16 protein-coding genes are annotated in these 17788 nt (G+C 44.2%); 14 read left to right on the top strand and 2 right to left on the bottom strand.

Features of this window, described 5'->3' with window-relative positions:
* Nucleotides 1-10: 10 nt before the first annotated feature.
* From AC1RNB_RS00940 to AC1RNB_RS00975, 8 genes are all read left to right on the top strand, one after another.
* Nucleotides 11-451: a VOC family protein gene (locus AC1RNB_RS00940; RefSeq protein WP_493079905.1), complete on the top strand. Its 441-nt coding sequence runs from the start codon at nucleotides 11-13 to the stop codon at nucleotides 449-451.
* A 631-nt stretch (nucleotides 452-1082) separates the two neighbouring features.
* Entirely contained in the window at nucleotides 1083-1733 is a 651-nt protein-coding gene (locus tag AC1RNB_RS00945; protein ID WP_493079907.1) for a hypothetical protein, read from the top strand.
* Nucleotides 1734-2574: 841 nt separating this feature from the next.
* Nucleotides 2575-4917, top strand: coding sequence for an NADP-dependent malic enzyme (locus tag AC1RNB_RS00950; protein ID WP_493079909.1), 2343 nt, complete (start codon nucleotides 2575-2577; stop codon nucleotides 4915-4917).
* A gap of 95 nt (nucleotides 4918-5012) precedes the next feature.
* Nucleotides 5013-5750: an MlaE family ABC transporter permease gene (locus AC1RNB_RS00955; protein WP_493079911.1), complete on the top strand. Its 738-nt coding sequence runs from the start codon at nucleotides 5013-5015 to the stop codon at nucleotides 5748-5750.
* Nucleotides 5751-5858: 108 nt separating this feature from the next.
* Entirely contained in the window at nucleotides 5859-6356 is a 498-nt protein-coding gene (locus AC1RNB_RS00960; RefSeq protein WP_493079913.1) for a PaaI family thioesterase, read from the top strand.
* A gap of 88 nt (nucleotides 6357-6444) precedes the next feature.
* Nucleotides 6445-7845 (top strand): MBL fold metallo-hydrolase RNA specificity domain-containing protein, encoded by a 1401-nt coding sequence (locus tag AC1RNB_RS00965; protein WP_493079915.1) that lies wholly within the window; start codon nucleotides 6445-6447, stop codon nucleotides 7843-7845.
* A gap of 43 nt (nucleotides 7846-7888) precedes the next feature.
* A complete protein-coding gene (gene galK / locus AC1RNB_RS00970; RefSeq protein ID WP_493079917.1) occupies nucleotides 7889-9058 on the top strand; it encodes a galactokinase in 1170 nt (389 codons plus the stop codon).
* Nucleotides 9055-10833, top strand: coding sequence for a MutS-related protein (locus AC1RNB_RS00975; protein ID WP_493079919.1), 1779 nt, complete (start codon nucleotides 9055-9057; stop codon nucleotides 10831-10833). The genes galK and AC1RNB_RS00975 overlap by 4 nt, the downstream gene beginning before the upstream one ends.
* 226 nt (nucleotides 10834-11059) lie before the next feature.
* Here the strand turns inward: AC1RNB_RS00975 and AC1RNB_RS00980 are convergent, their stop codons facing one another.
* The gene (locus AC1RNB_RS00980) at nucleotides 11060-13468 is read right to left on the bottom strand and encodes a hypothetical protein (protein ID WP_493079921.1); all 2409 of its coding nucleotides are present in this window, start codon (nucleotides 13466-13468) and stop codon (nucleotides 11060-11062) included.
* Between the two features lie 180 nt (nucleotides 13469-13648).
* Here AC1RNB_RS00980 and AC1RNB_RS00985 point away from each other — a divergent pair, with 180 nt between their 5' ends.
* Nucleotides 13649-14338: an SDR family NAD(P)-dependent oxidoreductase gene (locus AC1RNB_RS00985; protein WP_493079923.1), complete on the top strand. Its 690-nt coding sequence runs from the start codon at nucleotides 13649-13651 to the stop codon at nucleotides 14336-14338.
* Between the two features lie 12 nt (nucleotides 14339-14350).
* Nucleotides 14351-14800: a DinB family protein gene (locus AC1RNB_RS00990; RefSeq protein ID WP_493079925.1), complete on the top strand. Its 450-nt coding sequence runs from the start codon at nucleotides 14351-14353 to the stop codon at nucleotides 14798-14800.
* Between the two features lie 2 nt (nucleotides 14801-14802).
* On the opposite strand, the gene AC1RNB_RS00995 is transcribed toward AC1RNB_RS00990, so the two are convergent.
* The gene (locus AC1RNB_RS00995) at nucleotides 14803-15387 is read right to left on the bottom strand and encodes a peroxiredoxin-like family protein (RefSeq protein WP_493079927.1); all 585 of its coding nucleotides are present in this window, start codon (nucleotides 15385-15387) and stop codon (nucleotides 14803-14805) included.
* 177 nt (nucleotides 15388-15564) lie between these two features.
* Here AC1RNB_RS00995 and AC1RNB_RS01000 point away from each other — a divergent pair, with 177 nt between their 5' ends.
* The 4 genes from AC1RNB_RS01000 (at nucleotide 15565) to AC1RNB_RS01015 (ending at nucleotide 17779) form a co-directional block, all read left to right on the top strand.
* Entirely contained in the window at nucleotides 15565-16032 is a 468-nt protein-coding gene (locus AC1RNB_RS01000; protein ID WP_493079929.1) for a YHS domain-containing (seleno)protein, read from the top strand.
* Nucleotides 16033-16049: 17 nt separating this feature from the next.
* A complete protein-coding gene (locus AC1RNB_RS01005) occupies nucleotides 16050-16451 on the top strand; it encodes a DoxX family membrane protein (protein WP_493079931.1) in 402 nt (133 codons plus the stop codon).
* Nucleotides 16452-16562: 111 nt separating this feature from the next.
* On the top strand, nucleotides 16563-17063 hold the full coding sequence (locus tag AC1RNB_RS01010) for a hypothetical protein (RefSeq protein WP_493079933.1): 501 nt from the start codon (nucleotides 16563-16565) through the stop codon (nucleotides 17061-17063).
* Nucleotides 17051-17779, top strand: coding sequence for an NRDE family protein (locus AC1RNB_RS01015; RefSeq protein ID WP_493079935.1), 729 nt, complete (start codon nucleotides 17051-17053; stop codon nucleotides 17777-17779). Before AC1RNB_RS01010 ends, AC1RNB_RS01015 begins: the two co-directional genes overlap by 13 nt.
* The last annotated feature ends 9 nt before the right edge of the window (nucleotides 17780-17788 follow it).

Genomic DNA, 17788 nt, shown 5'->3' on the forward strand with positions numbered 1-17788 from the left:
AAATAAAACGATGGCACTTATCAATCCTCACATCAACTTCAACGGTAATGCTGAAGAAGCATTCACGTTTTACAAATCAGTATTTGGCGGAGAATTTGCCAAAATTGTTCGTTTCAAGGATATTGAAAGTCCTGGAATGACCATAGCAGAGAATGAGAAAAATAAGATCATGCATATCGCTTTGCCTATTGGGAAAAATAATGTGCTGATGGCAAATGATGTTCCGGAATTCATGGGGAAAGTAAACGAGAAAGAGAATAGGAGTAAAATTTCAATCAGTACAGAAAGCAAAGAAGAAGCTGATAAATTATTTAATGGACTTTCCGCAGGTGGAGAAATAGAAATGCCTATGACTGATAGCCCCTGGGGTTCTTATTTTGGTATGTTCAGAGACAAATATGGTATTGAATGGATGGTGGACTTTGACCCAAATTATCATGGGAAGGTATAAGTGAAAAATAATGAAATAGACTTCTATCCTAAAAGCCTGGCTGAATGGGGGGAGCCGTTTGTTTACAGATACTGTTGGTGCTGCTATTCTTTTAGGATAATGATCTATCATTTATAGCCCCATACTGTAGCATAGTGATCGGCTCGCAGTAAGCTTGTGGGTACATCACCTGAGGTCAGGGCTGAAGCCCGGGTAAGAATAGTGATGGATTCCCCCAGCCTGAAGGCTGGGGTTAATGGGAGAGGCGGCAGTTTTTTCTTCTTTACAGATAGTGCTGGTTTGGCGGTTGCATTCGGTATGAAATCCATCATGTATAACCCCATGCTTTAGCATGGGGGTTGGGTGGCTAATGTGTTTGTGGGCTTTAGCCCTGACCTTTGAGTTACAACCCGAGACGAGATTCGGATGTTGAACGCCTTTTGCTTTACTTTTTTCTGCAAACCCAAGGCTGAAACTATAAGTTATTCAGAAACAATTCTTTGTGCTATGCTTGTAGCGAAACCTCTCACGTATAATCTATGTTAGCGGATAACAGAGTAAAACGGACTCGTAATTTATTGTTTTGATATGAGTGGTTGCGTATATTTAAGAACCGTCTGTAATGTTAGGACAACTGCTAAAGTTTGAAAATATGAATTTTGACAAAAAGAAATACCAGGTTTGGACTTGGACACATCCGTTGATACTTCATTGGATTTTGAACCCTGGGCTTGCTTTTAACGAGTTAATATTTGGACAGAGAATTCCAAAAATTACATTGGTTGAAAAAAGCAGTAAAAAAAGCTTGGCAGAAAGAAGTTATGTTCCTTGTCCACATTGTGAAACCTTACATCCCGGTTTAAAATGGACACCTCAGAATAACACGGCTTTCAAAAACTGGTTTGGTTTATACTGCGATAATTGCGGTAAAATAATTCCCTGTGTAAGAAACCTGACAAGTTTTATAGTACTTGCTCTTACATTCCCCATTTGGTATTGGTTTAAAGAAAAGTGGAAGCAGAAATGGTTAAATATGCAAAAGGAAAATTTTTCTAAGCCATTGGTTTTGACAGAACCTGACTATAAATGGTGGTATATCGGACTTAGCTATGCGTTATTTATGTTCATCTTTGTGAGTATTTCTGATTTTTTAATTATTCAAGATATATTTACCTGGAAGAAACTATTCATGAATGCGGTTTTTTGGATAATCGGAGGATTAGTGTTTGGTTTATTTATGAAAAAGTTTGGAAGAAACAAAACAGCAAAACAAGAAGAAAGGAAAATGCAACAATCAACATAAGTATTACTGCATTTATGGCTTGATATGTATGCTCATCACCGGTATAGATTTCAGATTGAATTTTCAGCTTACCCTACTCAGCTCGTCAGCAAAATATCATTAAGATATTGTACATATATTCAGACGCAATAGACGGGCTAACGAAAGTATATTCTTCAACTATTTAAAATTCTTGCCTAAGTAGCCATTAGAAAATTGAAATACTTATTCAATATATTACTATTAACAATCTCCCACACCTCTTTTAGTCAAACAACTAAAACCGACTTTCAATTAGACACGGTCAAAGATTACCGTGTTAAAATTGATGGTGGTTGCGGAATCTATGACTTTCAAAACGGGAATACTGATTCGGCCCAAAAGTTGAACTGTTTTGTTATCGATCGATTTAAAAGAGCCTTTTTTGCTATCAAAAGTCAGTTTGATCATATTTATGTAAAACGGGTCAAGGTTGAATACCTGCAGAAGGGTGTTTGTAGAGAAATATTTCGTGGGGATGGCTTCACCTGTAGGCTGACAACTACCCGCAGTTCACCTATCAATACCTCTCTCCGGAAGGGGGTTTTAGAAATAAGTACCCCTGTAAAAACGGTTAAAGTGGAAGTAGTGGGTAGGGTTGATTACAAACTATAAAAAATAGCCATTAGCTGGCGAGCAATCAGATCAAATGCGGGGCCAACGGCCCCGTTTTGTTATAAAGGGCCATAAAACTGCCTTCTCCCTCTCATCCGAATAAATCGTATTTTTGCCCCTCAGCCAAGGTGGCGGTTCAATAGCGAACCGGACCCTGAAGTGAGTGATCCCGCCTTCGGCGGGATTGCCGGTAACCTAAAAAAAAGCTATGGCCAAACATACAGACCTGAGAAGGGAGCAGGCCCTGGAATACCATTCCAGCGGACGCCCCGGAAAAATTGAGGTAGTTCCCACCAAAGAAGCCAAAACACAAAGAGACCTTTCACTGGCGTATAGTCCCGGAGTGGCCGAACCCTGTAAAGAGATCGCCGCCAACCCCGAAGATGTGTACAAATACACGGCCAAGGGTAACCTGGTAGCCGTGATTACCAATGGTACCGCGGTACTTGGGTTGGGCGATATTGGTCCCGAAGCCAGCAAACCCGTGATGGAAGGGAAGGGGGTATTGTTCAAGATCTTTGCTGATATAGATGTGTTTGATATTGAGATCAACGAAAAGGATCCGGAGAAGTTTGTACAGATTGTAAAATCGCTGGAACCTACGTTTGGCGGTATTAACCTGGAAGACATTAAAGCCCCTGAATGTTTTTACATAGAGCAGGAGCTGAAAAAGCAGATGAATATTCCGGTGATGCACGATGACCAGCATGGTACCGCCATCATCAGCAGTGCCGCTTTGCTGAATGCGCTGGAACTGCAGAAAAAGAAAATTGAGAAAGTAAAATTCGTGATCAATGGTGCCGGTGCGGCTGCTATGGCCTGTATACAGTTATACGTTGCACTGGGCGCCCGTTACGAGAATTTTATCCTGTTTGATAAAGATGGTGTATTACACCTGGGAAGAACCGATCTGGGTCCCATCAGAACCCAGTTTGCCGTTAAAAAAAGCGACTGGACCTTACAGACGGCGATGAAAGATGCGGATGTATTTCTGGGATTGAGTGTGGGTAATGTGGTAACGCAGGAGATGGTGAAGAGCATGGCTAAAAATCCCATCGTGTTTGCGATGGCCAATCCCGATCCGGAGATTACGTATGAAGATGCCACGGCTGTACGGAAGGATATTATCATGGCTACCGGCAGAACGGATTATCCCAACCAGGTAAACAATGTATTGGGCTTCCCTTATATTTTTCGCGGGGCATTGGATGTGCGTGCCAAACAGATTAATGAAGCCATGAAACTGGCTGCTGTAAAAGCCCTGGCAGACCTGGCCAAATCGCCGGTACCGGATATTGTGAACATGGCTTATAACCAGCATAATATGGCTTTTGGTCCGGATTATATCATTCCGAAACCACTCGATCCAAGATTATTGTCGACCGTAGCGCCTGCTGTTGCCAAAGCCGCTGTAGAAAGTGGCGTGGCACAGAAAACAATTGCCAACTGGGATGCCTATACCCTGGAGCTGAACAAACGTTTGGGACTGGATAACCAGTTGATCCGTGTGATTGGTAACAAAGCGCGCAGGGATCCGAAACGACTGGTATTTGCAGAAGCCGATAACCAGAAAATTCTGAAAGCTGCCAGCATTTTGTATGATGATGGCATTGCCTATCCGATTTTGCTGGGAGATCCAACGAAAATTAACCGGATTGCGGAAGAGAATAATATTGACCTGACCGATATTCCGATCATTGATCCCAGAAGTGATGAGATGGAATCGAAGCGGGAGTTTTACAGTGAGTTGTTTTTTCAGAAACGCCATCGCCGGGGTATCAACAAATATGAGAGCCTGAAAATCATGAAAGACCGCAACCATTTTGGTTGTATGATGGTGGAAACGGGTGATGCCGATGCCATGTTATCAGGGTTGACCAAAAACTATGCAGAAGCGATCCGTCCGGCCCTGCAGATCATTGGTACGGAAGAGGGCGTGAAGAAGATTGCCGGTATGTACCTGCTCTTAACCAAAAAAGGACCTTTGTTCCTGGCAGATACCACGGTGAACTTTAACCCTACTGCAGAAGAGCTGGCCGATATTACCATGATGGTAGCCAAAGAAGTGCGCAACTTTAACCTTGTGCCCCGTATTGCCATGCTGAGTTACAGTAATTTCGGCAGCAGCGATTCGCCCGAAGCGCGGCTGGTGGCAGAAGCTACCAAAATATTGAAGCAACGCAATCCCCAGTTAATTGTGGATGGAGAAATGCAGGGTAGTCTGGCTTTTAACAAAGAGATCCTGCGCGATAACTATCCTTTCAGCGAGCTGGTGGATGAAGATGTGAATGTGCTGATGTTCCCTAATTTAACATCTGGTAACGTAACTTACAACCTGCTGAAAGAAGTAGGCGGCGCAGACGCCATTGGCCCGATATTACTCGGACTAAAAAAACCGGTTCACGTATTACAATTAGGCAGTACGGTACGCAGCATCATTAACATGGCCCTGGTAGCCGTAGTAGATGCCCAGCTGAAATGCAGGATTAATACAGATGATGTAGTACAAAGAAGCGCCTGGTGGAAACGCCTGAAGAAGCGCAAAAAATAAGGAAATTAAAAATTAACAATTAGCAATTAACAATTACAGTTGACTGCTCCCTGTTCAATTTTTAATTTTTAATTTTTAATTTTTAATTTTTCAAGATGTCTTTTTTCACCCATTTCGGCACCTATCTCCTGATGTTAAAAGGGATGTTTACCAAACCAGAGAACTGGCGTATGTATTGGAAAGAGTTTATGCACCAGTGTGTAGAGATCGGGGTAGGTGCATTGCCGATTGTGGTGATCATTTCGCTGTTCCTGGGTGCGGTAACCACGATTCAGACGGCCTATCAGCTGGTGAGTCCGCTGGTGCCGGCTTCTACCATTGCGCAGATTGTACGGGATAGTATGATCCTCGAATTATCGCCTACGGTAGTGAGTATTGTACTGGCGGGTGTGGTAGGCAGTAAAATTGCGAGTGAGTTGGGTAATATGCGCATCAGCGAGCAGATAGATGCACTGGAGATCATGGGCATTAATACCAAAAGTTACCTGATACTTCCCAAAATTCTGGGGTCACTGGTGGTGATCCCCTGTTTGATAGTGATTTCTGCAGTATTGGGGATCTGGGGTGGACGGTTTGCCGGTTCTTTGTCGGGCATTCTGGCTACGGATATTTATGATATTGGTCTGCGCCAGAACCTGAACCTGTATAATATCAATTTTGCCTTATACAAATCGTATACGTTTGCATTTATCCTGAGCAGTATCCCTGCTTATTTCGGATACAATGTAAAAGGCGGTTCACTGGAGATAGGCCGGGCCAGTACCAGTGCGGTGGTGGTGAGCTGTATCCTGATTCTGCTGGCCGATTATGCATTGGCTGCCCTGCTGTTGTAACAACTCCTGTATTAAATTTTTTACTCAAGCAGCTACTTGGTACATTTAGGTAGGTATGGCGCTTTGTTGCCTGTAGGTCTGTTTATTTCACCAAACTGTCAGCGATACATGAACCCGGCATTTGCTTCTTTTCGTCAACAGATTAGTAACCCGGTAAAGTTCCGGCTGTTTATGTTGCAGAAATTACCCTCGGCTTTTTTCGCGGGTTTGCGCATCAGGGAATTTGACGAACACAGGGCAGTGGTTACGGTACGCTATAAATGGTTCACACAAAATCCTTTCCGTTCCATGTATTTTGCTGTGCAGTCAATGGCGGCAGAAATGAGTACGGGCTTACTGGCTTCAGGACAGGTATACCAGCGTAACCCGGCAGTGAGTATGCTGGTGGTAGGACTGGAAGCCAGATTTTTCAAAAAAGCAACAGATCTCATTGCCTTTACCTGTGAAGATGGCGATGCGATTGATGCAGTGATAGAAGCATCCATTGCCACCGGTGAAGGTAAAACCATTACCTGCCGTTCTGTAGGAAGGAATGAGGCGGGAGAACAGGTGTCGGAATTCCTGATTACCTGGAGTTTTAAAGCGAAATCGAATTCCGCCCGATGATGAAATAAACGGGTGTTGTTTTTACTCATTAGATAAAACCCGGCAGTAATGTATAACCGCATTACAGACGCAGGGAAGTGGAGGTAATATGAAAATAGGATTTCATGGGGCGGCCAGAACGGTAACAGGCTCCAAACATCTGATCACACTGAAGAATGGAAAAAATCTATTGCTGGATTGTGGTCTTTTTCAGGGACTGGGTAAGGATACCGGGCCCATGAATGAAGATTTTGGTTTTGATCCGGCACTGATCGATTATCTGGTTTTATCGCATGCGCATATCGATCATTGCGGACAGGTGCCGCACCTGGTAAAACATGGTTTTAAAGGACCTATTTATGCCACACCTGCCACCAAAGAGCTGGCCGGTATTTTACTCGAAGATTCTGCGCAGATTCAGAGAGATGATACCCGGTTCATCAATAAGCGTAGGGCCAAACAAGGGTTGCCACCTTACGAACCTTTGTACGATCTGGAAGATGCGGCGCAGGCGCTGGAGCAGTTTCAAACGGTGAATTATAATATGTGGACCCGCATTGATGAAAGCATTGAAGTGATGTTTACTGATGCAGGGCATATCATTGGTAGTGCAGCGGTTCATCTGCGGATTGTTGAGGCGGGAGAAACTACTTGTATTAGTTTCAGTGGAGATGTGGGGCGTTACAATGATGCCATTCTCCGCTCGCCCGATATTTTTCCGCAGGCTGATTATATTTTGCTGGAAAGCACTTACGGGAATAAACTGCATGATGAAGTACATGGTACAGTGGATGCGATGCACGACTGGATCCATAAAACCTGTATTGAGAAAAAAGGGAAACTGATTATTCCTTCTTTCAGTGTGGGAAGAACACAGGAGTTACTGTATGCGCTGAATCAGCTGGAACTGGAGCATCGCCTGCCGGCTGTGCCTTATTATGTGGATAGTCCGTTAAGCCGGGAAGCCACCAGTCTGTTAAAAAACTATCCGCAGTATTTTAATAAACGCATCAGAAAGATTATGCAGGATGATGCGGATCCTTTTGATTTTGCAGGACTCAATTTTATCAAAACGGTAGAGGAAAGTAAGAATCTGAATAATCTGCCACAACCCTGTGTGATCATATCAGCCAGTGGTATGGCTGATGCGGGCCGGGTGAAACACCATATCATGAACAATATTCAAGATGAGCGGAATACCATTCTGTTGGTGGGTTATTGCGAGCCGCGCTCATTGGGTGGCCGTTTGATGAACGGGGCCAAAGAAGTGAAGATCTTCGGAGAAATGTATCCGGTGATCGCGGAAGTAGGGCAGATGCGCAGCATGAGTGCCCATGGCGATTATGATGATCTGTGCCAGTTTCTGGCCTGCCAGGATCCGGCCCTTGTAAGAAGCCTGTTCCTCGTACATGGTGAGTATGATGTGCAGCAGGATTTTGCACGCAGGCTGGTTCGCAAGGGATTTAAAGAAGTGATTATACCTGAAATGCATTTTGAAACTGAATTATGATCTGTTTCTGAACAGTGAGAATAAAAAATAACTAACAGCCTACATGCAAGCTACCGTTCCGATTTCTTCCCGGGTTCGGGAAATTTACCAGCAGCAATTTGGTGATCCCGCGTTAATTGTACGTTCTCCCGGCAGGATCAACCTGATCGGAGAGCACACCGATTACAACCTGGGATTTGTTTTACCCGCCGCCATCGATAAAGCCATTTACATCGCTATCAATAAAAGAGCTGATGATCAGATACTGCTGTATGCTGCGGATCTTGATCAGTTTTATACAGGAAGCCTTTATGCGCTGAACAAGTCTGGCCAGCAATGGCCCGATTTTATACTTGGGGTGGTGCAGCAATTGCAAAAAGCCGGGCATGTGATCAGCGGTTTTTCAGCTGTAGTGATGGGCGATGTTCCACTGGGAGCGGGCCTCTCTTCTTCTGCAGCAGTGGAATGCGCCACTGTATTTGCTTTGAATGAATTGTTCGGCCTGCAACTGGCGCGACTGACCATGGTACAGACCGCACAAAAAGCAGAGAATGAATTCGTAGGACTACAATGTGGGATCATGGATCCCTTTGCCAGTATGTTTGGCAAGGAGGGGCATGTGATCCGCCTGGACTGCCGTTCACTGGACTTTGCGTACATGCCATTTGCTACCGATGCGTACCGGATTGTTCTGTTTGATACCGGCGTAAAACATTCGCTGGCTTCTTCGGAATATAATCTGCGCAGAGAAGAGTGTGAGGCAGGCGTACGCATGATACAGAAAACCTATCCGCAGGTACAGAGCCTGCGCGATGCAGCACCCTATATGGTGAACGAATGTTTACAGGGTGGAGATCCCGTTGTATATAACCGCTGCCGGTTTGTGGTAGAAGAGATCTGCCGTTTACAGGAAGCCTGCGATGACCTGATAAACAATGACCTGATCGCTTTCGGGCAGAAAATGTTTGCTACGCATGATGGTCTCAGCCATTTATATGCAGTAAGTTGCCCTGAAGCAGATACACTGGTGAACCTGGTGCGGAATCGCCCCGAAGTATTGGGAGCCAGAATGATGGGTGGTGGATTTGGGGGCTGTACCATTAATCTTGTGCAAAAAGATGCTGTAGAAGCGTTGATAAAAGAGGTAGAAAAATCATATGAAGTTAGTTTTGGCCGGATCCCCAAATCTTATATGGTTACCATTGCTAACGGAACGTCAATAGTAACCATATGAGTGATTCATTGCTTCTTGTTTACCAGGAGAGAGCGGACCTGTATAGGGCAGAAAAGAAATCCCTCACGAAACAACTTTCTCTGAACAGTTTACTCAGGCTGGTCTTTTTTTTACTATTCGCCTGGTTTGTATATACCGCTTTCCGCCAACGTTTCGAAGGTTTTGCATTAGGGTATGCATTGCTTTGCATAGCTGTGTTTCTATTCTGGGTATCGCGGGCAGCTGTGTTAAAACAGCGGATCGCTTTTCAACAGCAACTGATCCTGATCAACGAGAATGAGATAGGTATTGCCGATGGTAAGTCCTCCTGTTTCGAAGATGGAACAGAAGTACTGCGTTCTCAGGGTTTTGCAAACGACCTGACTATTTTCGGAAAGAATTCTCTCTACCATGTGCTGAACCGTACCGGCAGTAAACCGGGTAAACAAAAGCTGGCTGCCGCACTACTGATGCCCTCGCTGAACAAACAGCAGATCGAAGAACAACAGGCCAGTGTGCAGGAACTATCGGACAAGATCCATTTCAGACAAACACTATTGGCCCATACACTTCTGCTAAAGGAGGAAGAGGCCTTACCCCAAATGATGGCAGGCTTACCCGAAAAGGCAGGTAAAGCATTACAGCAAAGTCCGTGGAAACAATTAGCCTGGATCTGGCCCATTGCTGGCGTAATGCTTATCGGCTATTCGATCTGGGTTGATCAGTACAACTGGTTACTATTGTTTACTGTATCGGGATTGTTATTGTTATCATTGGTGTTCGGTAAAATTTCCCTGCTGTATAATCATATCTCTAAAAAGAGTTATCTCTTTACCCAATATGCCGCTTGTTTTGACTGGATCTGTGCGGCCCGGCTGGAACATCCCGGTCTGCAACAAAAACAACAAAGACTGGCGGAAGCGGCCGGCGCTTTCCGTAAACTGGCCCGTTTAACCGGGGTATTTGACCTGCGCCTGAGCCTGTTTTCGTTTTTTGTGAACGGGCTTTTTTTATCCGATCTGATCTGTGCCCTTGCCTACCTGCAATGGAATAAGCGTTATCAATCTGCATTTAAAGATTGGTTTGATGCCATGGGAGAAATGGAAATGCTGAACTCCATTGCTAATTTTCAGTACAATCATCCCTCGTTCATATTTCCGGAGATTGTTACAGATCAGTTAGTGATTAACGCTACCGGTCTCGGCCATCCACTGATGAAAACAGATAGGGCGGTGTGCAATGATTTTTCTATTGGTGAGCCGGCAAGATTACACCTGATTACAGGTTCCAATATGTCGGGCAAAAGTACTTTTCTGCGGGCAGTAGGATTGAACATGGTTCTGGCACAGTTAGGTGCACCGGTATTTGCCCAAAGTTTCAGCTGCCGTCCGGTCAGGATCTTAACTTCTTTTCACCATATCGATTCGCTCGAGGAAAGCACTTCTTATTTTTATGCTGAATTAAAATGCCTGCAAACCATCATACAATCTCTTGCGGCGCCGGAGCCTGCATTGGTTTTGCTGGATGAAGTGATGCGTGGCACCAACTCTACTGATAAACATGATGGTACGGCCCTGTTGATCAAAAAAATAGTACAGCAGAACTGTCTTACACTGATTGCTACCCATGATATCGAATTAGGTATACTGGCCACAGAATACCCAGGCATGGTAGAAAATTTCTGTTTTGAAAGCGAAGTAACCGAAACCGGACTCCATTTCGATTTCAGGAAGCGGAATGGGATCGCACAAAGCAAAAATGCCACGTACCTGATGAAACAGATGGGGATTGTATAGTCATTGTTGTCCGCTGAAAAAAGCTGCTTCCTCTGTGTAGCTCCAGATCTCTGAGTTGAAAAAAATACTTTATTCCGATTACCTGATGATAACTGTCTTTTTTTTACACAGAGGTCGCAGAGCAACAGAGGAGCATAGAGATAGTCAGCTCTTTAAACTGCTTGTCTTGGTAAAATTTTCAAGTAATACAAACAGGTTTTACCAGACAACAGTGATTGTTTAATGTTTATTCTAAGAGTTTCACCACCCGAGTCATTTTCCCGTCTGAATTAACCCCTTCCAGCACCAGCAGCAGTTTTTTGCTTACATCATTGTTGTAAAACTGGAATCTTACCCTTGGATTTTTTTTGTTGGTGATGAGGTAGGGGTTCCAGTACAAAGTGGTACGGTTATCTGTTTCAAAATTATCGCTGGCTTTTTCGTAGGAAGGATTGTAGAACTCCTTGAAACGGGAATAACCTCCGAGGATGGTATTCTCCAGTCCCTTACTGTTAGGTGCACTGGATTTTGCGTCATTGCCTTTTTTGGTATAGATGGCAATGGCACCGCCGCTGCCGCCTCCGAAAGAACCAAAGAAAGGTGGACGGAATACTTTGATCATGGCAATATCGCGGATATTGATGGTTTGTACCATATCTATAGCAGATACCATTTCGTTCAGATACAGATCGGGTGTAGCACCACGCCAGCTCAGACTCATATTGGCGCCGGATCCGCTGATCATTAATCCGGGTACTTTTCCCTGCAGGTAGGATAAGATGTCCATAGCACCGCCGATCCCGATGTCTTCTGTTAAATCAAAGGAATATGCATCACCACCCGAAAACAATCCACGTGCATATCTTTCATCGAGTTGCTGTTCCTTTGTTTTGGCCCTAGCTTTTACAATTACTTCCTGCAGCGTTGTAGAAGCCATCCTTTTTTTCAATAACTCCTGCTCATTCAGAAAATAATTCAGCCTGGCTTTCGCGATACTGTCGCTGTAGCGCAGGGGGCGATAGGTATCTCCAAACTGGATGGATTTGGGGGTATAACGTAACAAACCATTTTCAAATTTCACCTGTGTCAGATCGGTGAGTTTATCATTACCGTTAAAGCTGTAGAAAATGCGGGCCGTATCGTAAAAAAAAGCGCCTTTCTGTTCAAAATTACCGTCCCTGTCTACAGGCAGAAACAAAAAGTTCCGGCTGCTGTCTTTACCTGTAACAATCAGGTTCAGCAAAAGCGGTTTCCCTGCAATCACAGATTTATCGCCAAATACTTTACCTGTAATTTTCATGAAATCTGTTTCTACCGGGTATTGTTGGGTAGGTGTAACAGCGGCTTTGATCTTATCCCAGTCAAACCTGCGCCAGCCATTGGTGAGCATTACGAGATCCAGGTTGGCTGTTACACTATCCGCATCACTGCTGAGGTAATAACCGGGATTATGAATCTTACCCTTGATCTCGCTGCTGAGTAACAAATCCGAAAAAATGGTACGCTCATCCGGCTCGCCGATACTGGCATCGGTGATAGATACTGATAGGTTGGTGCTGGCCGTATCTGATACAAAGATCTCGTATACGTTTTTGCCCCGTTTGTCAAGACTAACCAGTGCCGTATTCAGTTTGGTATTGAATTCGTGTAAACGGTTGTTCACAAAAATCACTCTTTCTGCAACAGGTATCCAGTCAGAAGTGAATAAAGAGAACTGCAATAAACCGGTAGCCAGTTCATCAATCGGCACTTCTGCATTCAATAATAATTTCTCCGAGGCGTTCATGCTTACTTTATACATCAGAACCTGATTCATGTGAACGAGGAGGTTCATCCGTTTGAAATTTTCGGGTACAACCGCGGTTCTTTCTACCTGCACCAATGCTTTTTCGTTGGTGGTTCTGATAGTGAGTCTGGCACCCTGTGTTTTGGTAACCGGTATAGGAGTACTGCCGGTTTTGCCGTATTCGTCTGTCCAGTTGATCTTGTAATTCTCCTGTGGTGCAGGCAGTAAAAAAAAGCTACCCATACCATCATGCCTGGCTTTGATGGTATCCAGTACTTTGTTTTTATCATTCACCAATACACCTTTCACATAAACCGGATTGCCAAACTGGTTGGTGGCTTTGAAAGCGATACGGGTGGTTAATCCACTAACGAGAAAGCCACCTTCAGGAAAAGTCTCCACTTTTGTTTTATACGCCACCGGTTTTCTGGGGGTAGGGGTGGCACTGATGTTGAGTGTAATATCTTTTTCATACCGGAAAGCAGGATCGTCATTCAGCATCCAGCGGGTAAAAGCTTTGATACGGATAAAATTGCCAGTGTAATCAGCAGGTAATTCGAAAGAACCTTTGGCGGTTGATTGAAACAGTGGTGCCACTGTTTGTTTGATCATCTTACCCGTGGTATCATACCACTCTACATACATGTTCTTACTCAGGTAACTCAGTTCTGTGCCTGATAAGAGATAAATTTTGTAAAAAATGGTCTCTTCTTTGTTGTAAATGCTTTTGTCGAAATGGATATGTATTTTTTCGGTGGGATACTGTTCGGCATATACCGCCATCATGGAATCGATCAGTTGTGTTTTTCCTGTCTGTGCCAGCAGTACAGTAAACAGTAAGGCCAGTAAGCGTAAAGAAACCTGTTTCATCCGCGTAATATTGTCTTTCAAAAATAGATTCAAAGTACAAAGAACCGTTTTATTTTTCTGTTGCAAGGCGTAATTTTAAGCAGATATAGCTGTTAACTAGTTCTTAACAAACAGAAATCTTCCTGAAAAATGAGTAATTTACCAGTTCCTGTTCCTTTCATAGCATAATCCTTTTTACCCATGAAAACTGTTATTATCACCGGTGCCAATGGAAATCTCGGTACAGCTGTTACCCGTTTTTTTCTTGATAAAGATTACCAGGTAATTGCCACTGTTGCCAATGAAGCCATGAAAGCCGGGCTGACAGTTGCGCCACAACTGGATGTACATGTGGTGGATCTGGCCGATGAGACAGCCGCAGCAAATTTCATAAAGCTTGTGATCGACCAATACCATTCCATCGATGCGGCTTTACTTTTGGTGGGTGGATTTGCTATGGGGTCTGTAGCGGATACTTCTTCTGCCGACATTGATCAGCAGGTGTCACTTAATTTCAAAACCGCTTACCATGTGGCCCGGCCGTTGTTTCAGCACATGCTGACAAAGGGGCAGGGCAGAGTGGTGTTTATAGGAGCGCGTCCCGCACTGGAGCCTTCTGCAGGTAAGAATCTGGTAGCGTATGGGTTAAGTAAATCTCTCCTGTTTACATTAGCCGATTATATGAACGAAGAAGCCAAAGGAAAAAATGTAACCGCCACGGTGGTGGCTCCTTCTACGCTTGATACGGCATTAAACCGTAAATCGATGCCGGATGTAAATCCGGATAGCTGGGTAAAACCGGAAGCGTTGGCGGCCATACTCGAGTTTATTGTGTCTGATGCCGGAGCGCCTTTGCGTGAGTCTGTGTATAAAGTGTATAATAACGCCTGATAAAGAATAACTATGCTCACAGAAAACCTCGCCCAATTATACGAGCGCGATATACTGAAACTGAAAGCTGAGATCAGTTTATATGAAAATGAAGAACTGTTATGGCAAGTAGCGCCGGGTACTTCCAATTCAGGGGGCAACTTATGCCTGCACCTGCTGGGTAATCTGCAGCATTATATTGGTGCCGTACTGGGAAGCAGCGGGTATGTACGAAACCGGCCCGTAGAATTCATCAGCAAACATATTCCGAGAGCTGATATGATTCTCAGTCTGGATCATACCGCGGCGATCGTTACCAAAACCATCCGCTCACTGTCTGCAGAAACAATGGAAACTGAATATCCTGAAAAAGTATTTGATTACACCATGACCACCGGTTATTACCTGGTACATACATTGGCGCATCTCAACTATCATCTGGGTCAGATCAATTTCCATCGTAGGGTGGTTGGCAACAGCTGAGATCATAAATGCGCGAGTATATCCCTAACGGAGGAACGTTTCCGGTAATCTTTGTCGAAATAGCGGTACACGATCTTACCCTGTTTGTTAATTACGTAAACGGCCGGTACTGGTAAATTGGCTCCATTCGCTTCTCCGTTCACCTCGTTAAAATGGATACCGTATTTTTTATAGGCTTCAATGGTCTTTTCATCAACCTGAAAGACTACGTCATATTTTTTCATGATCAACAGTCCCTCGTCATGCAGGATGGAATAGCTGGCTTTGGTTTTGCTGATGGTTTGGTTGATGTAAGCCGGTTTTTCAGGTGTGATGGTAATAACAGATGCCCCCTTTTCTTTAATAAATAATAAAGAATCTTCCAGTTGTTTCAGTGCCTTATTGCAATACGGGCACCATTGGCCGCGGTAAAAGACCAATACAACTGCCCCTTTCTTTAACTCATTGCTGAGAGAAATGGTTTTTCCATATTGATCTGAGGAACTGAAATCAGGGGCTTGCTCGTTGAGTGTCAATCCTTTAGGACTGTTTTGTGCAGTAGCTGCCATGCTGAGCAGAAGGCATACCGAAAGAAAGATCTTTTGCATACAATTGGTTTTCTTGGAAAAATATAGTTACCCTGATATGGACGAAGCATGGAAAATTTCCTTACAGCCGGTAGCCATTATACCGGAAAATAAAAAACAGATACTCTGGTAAGGAAACCGCTATTCACTCGTCTTCATTCCGGTATAACATCGTAACTATTAAAAATTATGAAAACCATGAACCGATTTTTGCTCTTGATCGTATTTGTTCTGTGCTTACTATCAGGTCTGCAGGCGCAGGATGCAGTTGCCTTGCGTAAAAAGCACAATAACCTGGAAAAAGGGGTTGCTATTCAGGGTTACGACCCTGTGGCTTATTTTACCCAGAACAAAGCCGTAAAAGGGAAAAAAGAACTGGCTACATTATATGAAGGAGTCACCTACTATTTTGCCACGCTGGAAAACAAGGAGGCTTTTAAACAGGCACCGGCAACCTACGAACCGGCCTATGGCGGCTGGTGTGCTTATGCCATGGGAGCCAAGGGCGAAAAAGTACCAGTGGATCCCGGTACATTCAAAATCATTCAACATAAACTGTATCTGTTCTATAACAAGTTCTTTAACAACACACTGAATGACTGGAACAGGAGTGAATCAAATTTAAAAAACCAGGCAGATGCCAACTGGCAACACCTCAATCGTTGATCCCTTAATTGATTGCTATGAAAAAAAAATCTACGGTACTTGTGTGGATACTTCGTCTGCTGGCGGCTATTATCATGCTGCAGACACTCTATTTTAAATTTACCGCTTCGCAAGAGTCGGTCTATATATTCACCACCCTTCACATGGAGCCATGGGGACGGATTGGTGTTGGTGTAATGGAGTTACTGGCATCGGTATTGATCCTGTATCATCGCACAACGGCCTGGGGGGCACTGTTGGGAATGGGTTTGATGGCCGGTGCTCTTTTTTCGCATTTCACTCAATTAGGTATTGAGGTGATGGGTGATGGCGGCCTGCTTTTTATATATGCCTGTGTGGTTTTTATGGCCTGCCTGTTATTGGTGCTGCTGTACCGAAAACGGCCCGGTACCCCCTTGTTCTTTTTGTTAGGAAAATAGTTCCGGTGGTTGAATAAATATCTGGAACAAATAGTAATTTAATCCGGCATAATCAGCATAATGCATGCGCTAATACCGGTTCACTAATACAAGTACAAAATTAATTTTGTTATGCTTATACAGGAAGCTATCGGTCATGTATTCGTTCAGTTGCAGGATGTACTCGCAAATATATCTTCATCACAATACAGGCAAGCGAGTCAGCGCCTGTCCGGGGCTACTATCGGCCAGCATGTACGGCATGTGATCGAACTGTTTCTTTGTCTGGAAATGGGCTATGCCCATGGTGTGGTAAATTATGAAAAGCGGAAAAGAGATATACAGATCGAAACCGATAAAGCCATGGCTGCAGACCTCTTACAAAATCTGTATGCCCGGATAGGAAAAGCAGATGCCTCACTCTTACTCGAGTTTTCCGGGGAAAGTTCTTCAGGAGCAACCATTACGATTTCTACCAACTATTACCGGGAACTGTTGTATAACCTGGAACACACGGTGCATCATATGGCATTGATCAGGGTAGCGGTAGCAGAAGTAACGGAACTGGTGTTGCCCGATGGCTTCGGGGTAGCTTCTTCTACACTCAAATACAGAGCCTCATGTGCACAGTAAGTTTTTTGCCTGCCAATAATGGGTATTATATCACATCTAACCGCGATGAAAAAAATATCCGCCTGCCTGCCTTGCCCCCACAAACCTATATGGTTAATGGAAAGAAAATCCTGTTCCCCAGAGATGGGGATGCAGGTGGCAGTTGGATAGGGATCAACGAAAGCGGGTATGCTGCCGTGCTGTTAAATGGCGGTTTTATCAAACATGTTGAAACACCACCGTACCGAAAGAGCCGGGGACTGATTTTTGTAGAGATATTATCGGCAGAAAGTCCCCTGGATAGTTTTCTCACGGCAGATCTGTTCCGGATCCAGCCTTTTACCCTTGTTTTATTATCCCAGACAAATCTCTATGAATGTTGCTGGGATGGTTCCCGCAAGCATACCCGTGTACTATCGCAGGAGCAGCCGCATATCTGGTCATCCGTAACTTTATACGAACCTGCGGTTATCGCCAAACGCAAATACTGGTTTGCGGAATGGCTGAAACAGTATCCCGCTCCAACTATGGAAGATATCCTGCTTTTTCATCGTTTTGCCGGCGATGGTGATCCGGTCAATGATATCAGGATGAACCGTGATAACCGGATGCTTACAGTAAGTATTACGAGTATGGAAATTCATCCACTGGCGGGCAAGATGACTTACTTTGATCTGTTAGCAAATCGTAACGACCAGTCACTGCTTCCATTTACGCTACAATCCGTTTCTTCGTAACGAAATCTG

This window comes from Sediminibacterium sp. GW821-FHT12F12 (assembly GCF_058806635.1).

What these genes read in the sequence shown, in the direction of transcription:
- AC1RNB_RS00940 (WP_493079905.1), top strand. Translation starts at nt 11, where the DNA reads ATGGCACTTATCAATCCTCACATCAACTTCAACGGTAATGCTGAAGAA.
- AC1RNB_RS00945 (WP_493079907.1), top strand. Translation starts at nt 1,083, where the DNA reads ATGAATTTTGACAAAAAGAAATACCAGGTTTGGACTTGGACACATCCG.
- AC1RNB_RS00950 (WP_493079909.1), top strand. Translation starts at nt 2,575, where the DNA reads ATGGCCAAACATACAGACCTGAGAAGGGAGCAGGCCCTGGAATACCAT.
- AC1RNB_RS00955 (WP_493079911.1), top strand. Translation starts at nt 5,013, where the DNA reads ATGTCTTTTTTCACCCATTTCGGCACCTATCTCCTGATGTTAAAAGGG.
- AC1RNB_RS00960 (WP_493079913.1), top strand. Translation starts at nt 5,859, where the DNA reads ATGAACCCGGCATTTGCTTCTTTTCGTCAACAGATTAGTAACCCGGTA.
- AC1RNB_RS00965 (WP_493079915.1), top strand. Translation starts at nt 6,445, where the DNA reads ATGAAAATAGGATTTCATGGGGCGGCCAGAACGGTAACAGGCTCCAAA.
- galK (WP_493079917.1), top strand. Translation starts at nt 7,889, where the DNA reads ATGCAAGCTACCGTTCCGATTTCTTCCCGGGTTCGGGAAATTTACCAG.
- AC1RNB_RS00975 (WP_493079919.1), top strand. Translation starts at nt 9,055, where the DNA reads ATGAGTGATTCATTGCTTCTTGTTTACCAGGAGAGAGCGGACCTGTAT.
- AC1RNB_RS00980 (WP_493079921.1), bottom strand. Translation starts at nt 13,468, where the DNA reads ATGAAACAGGTTTCTTTACGCTTACTGGCCTTACTGTTTACTGTACTG.
- AC1RNB_RS00985 (WP_493079923.1), top strand. Translation starts at nt 13,649, where the DNA reads ATGAAAACTGTTATTATCACCGGTGCCAATGGAAATCTCGGTACAGCT.
- AC1RNB_RS00990 (WP_493079925.1), top strand. Translation starts at nt 14,351, where the DNA reads ATGCTCACAGAAAACCTCGCCCAATTATACGAGCGCGATATACTGAAA.
- AC1RNB_RS00995 (WP_493079927.1), bottom strand. Translation starts at nt 15,387, where the DNA reads ATGCAAAAGATCTTTCTTTCGGTATGCCTTCTGCTCAGCATGGCAGCT.
- AC1RNB_RS01000 (WP_493079929.1), top strand. Translation starts at nt 15,565, where the DNA reads ATGAACCGATTTTTGCTCTTGATCGTATTTGTTCTGTGCTTACTATCA.
- AC1RNB_RS01005 (WP_493079931.1), top strand. Translation starts at nt 16,050, where the DNA reads ATGAAAAAAAAATCTACGGTACTTGTGTGGATACTTCGTCTGCTGGCG.
- AC1RNB_RS01010 (WP_493079933.1), top strand. Translation starts at nt 16,563, where the DNA reads ATGCTTATACAGGAAGCTATCGGTCATGTATTCGTTCAGTTGCAGGAT.
- AC1RNB_RS01015 (WP_493079935.1), top strand. Translation starts at nt 17,051, where the DNA reads ATGTGCACAGTAAGTTTTTTGCCTGCCAATAATGGGTATTATATCACA.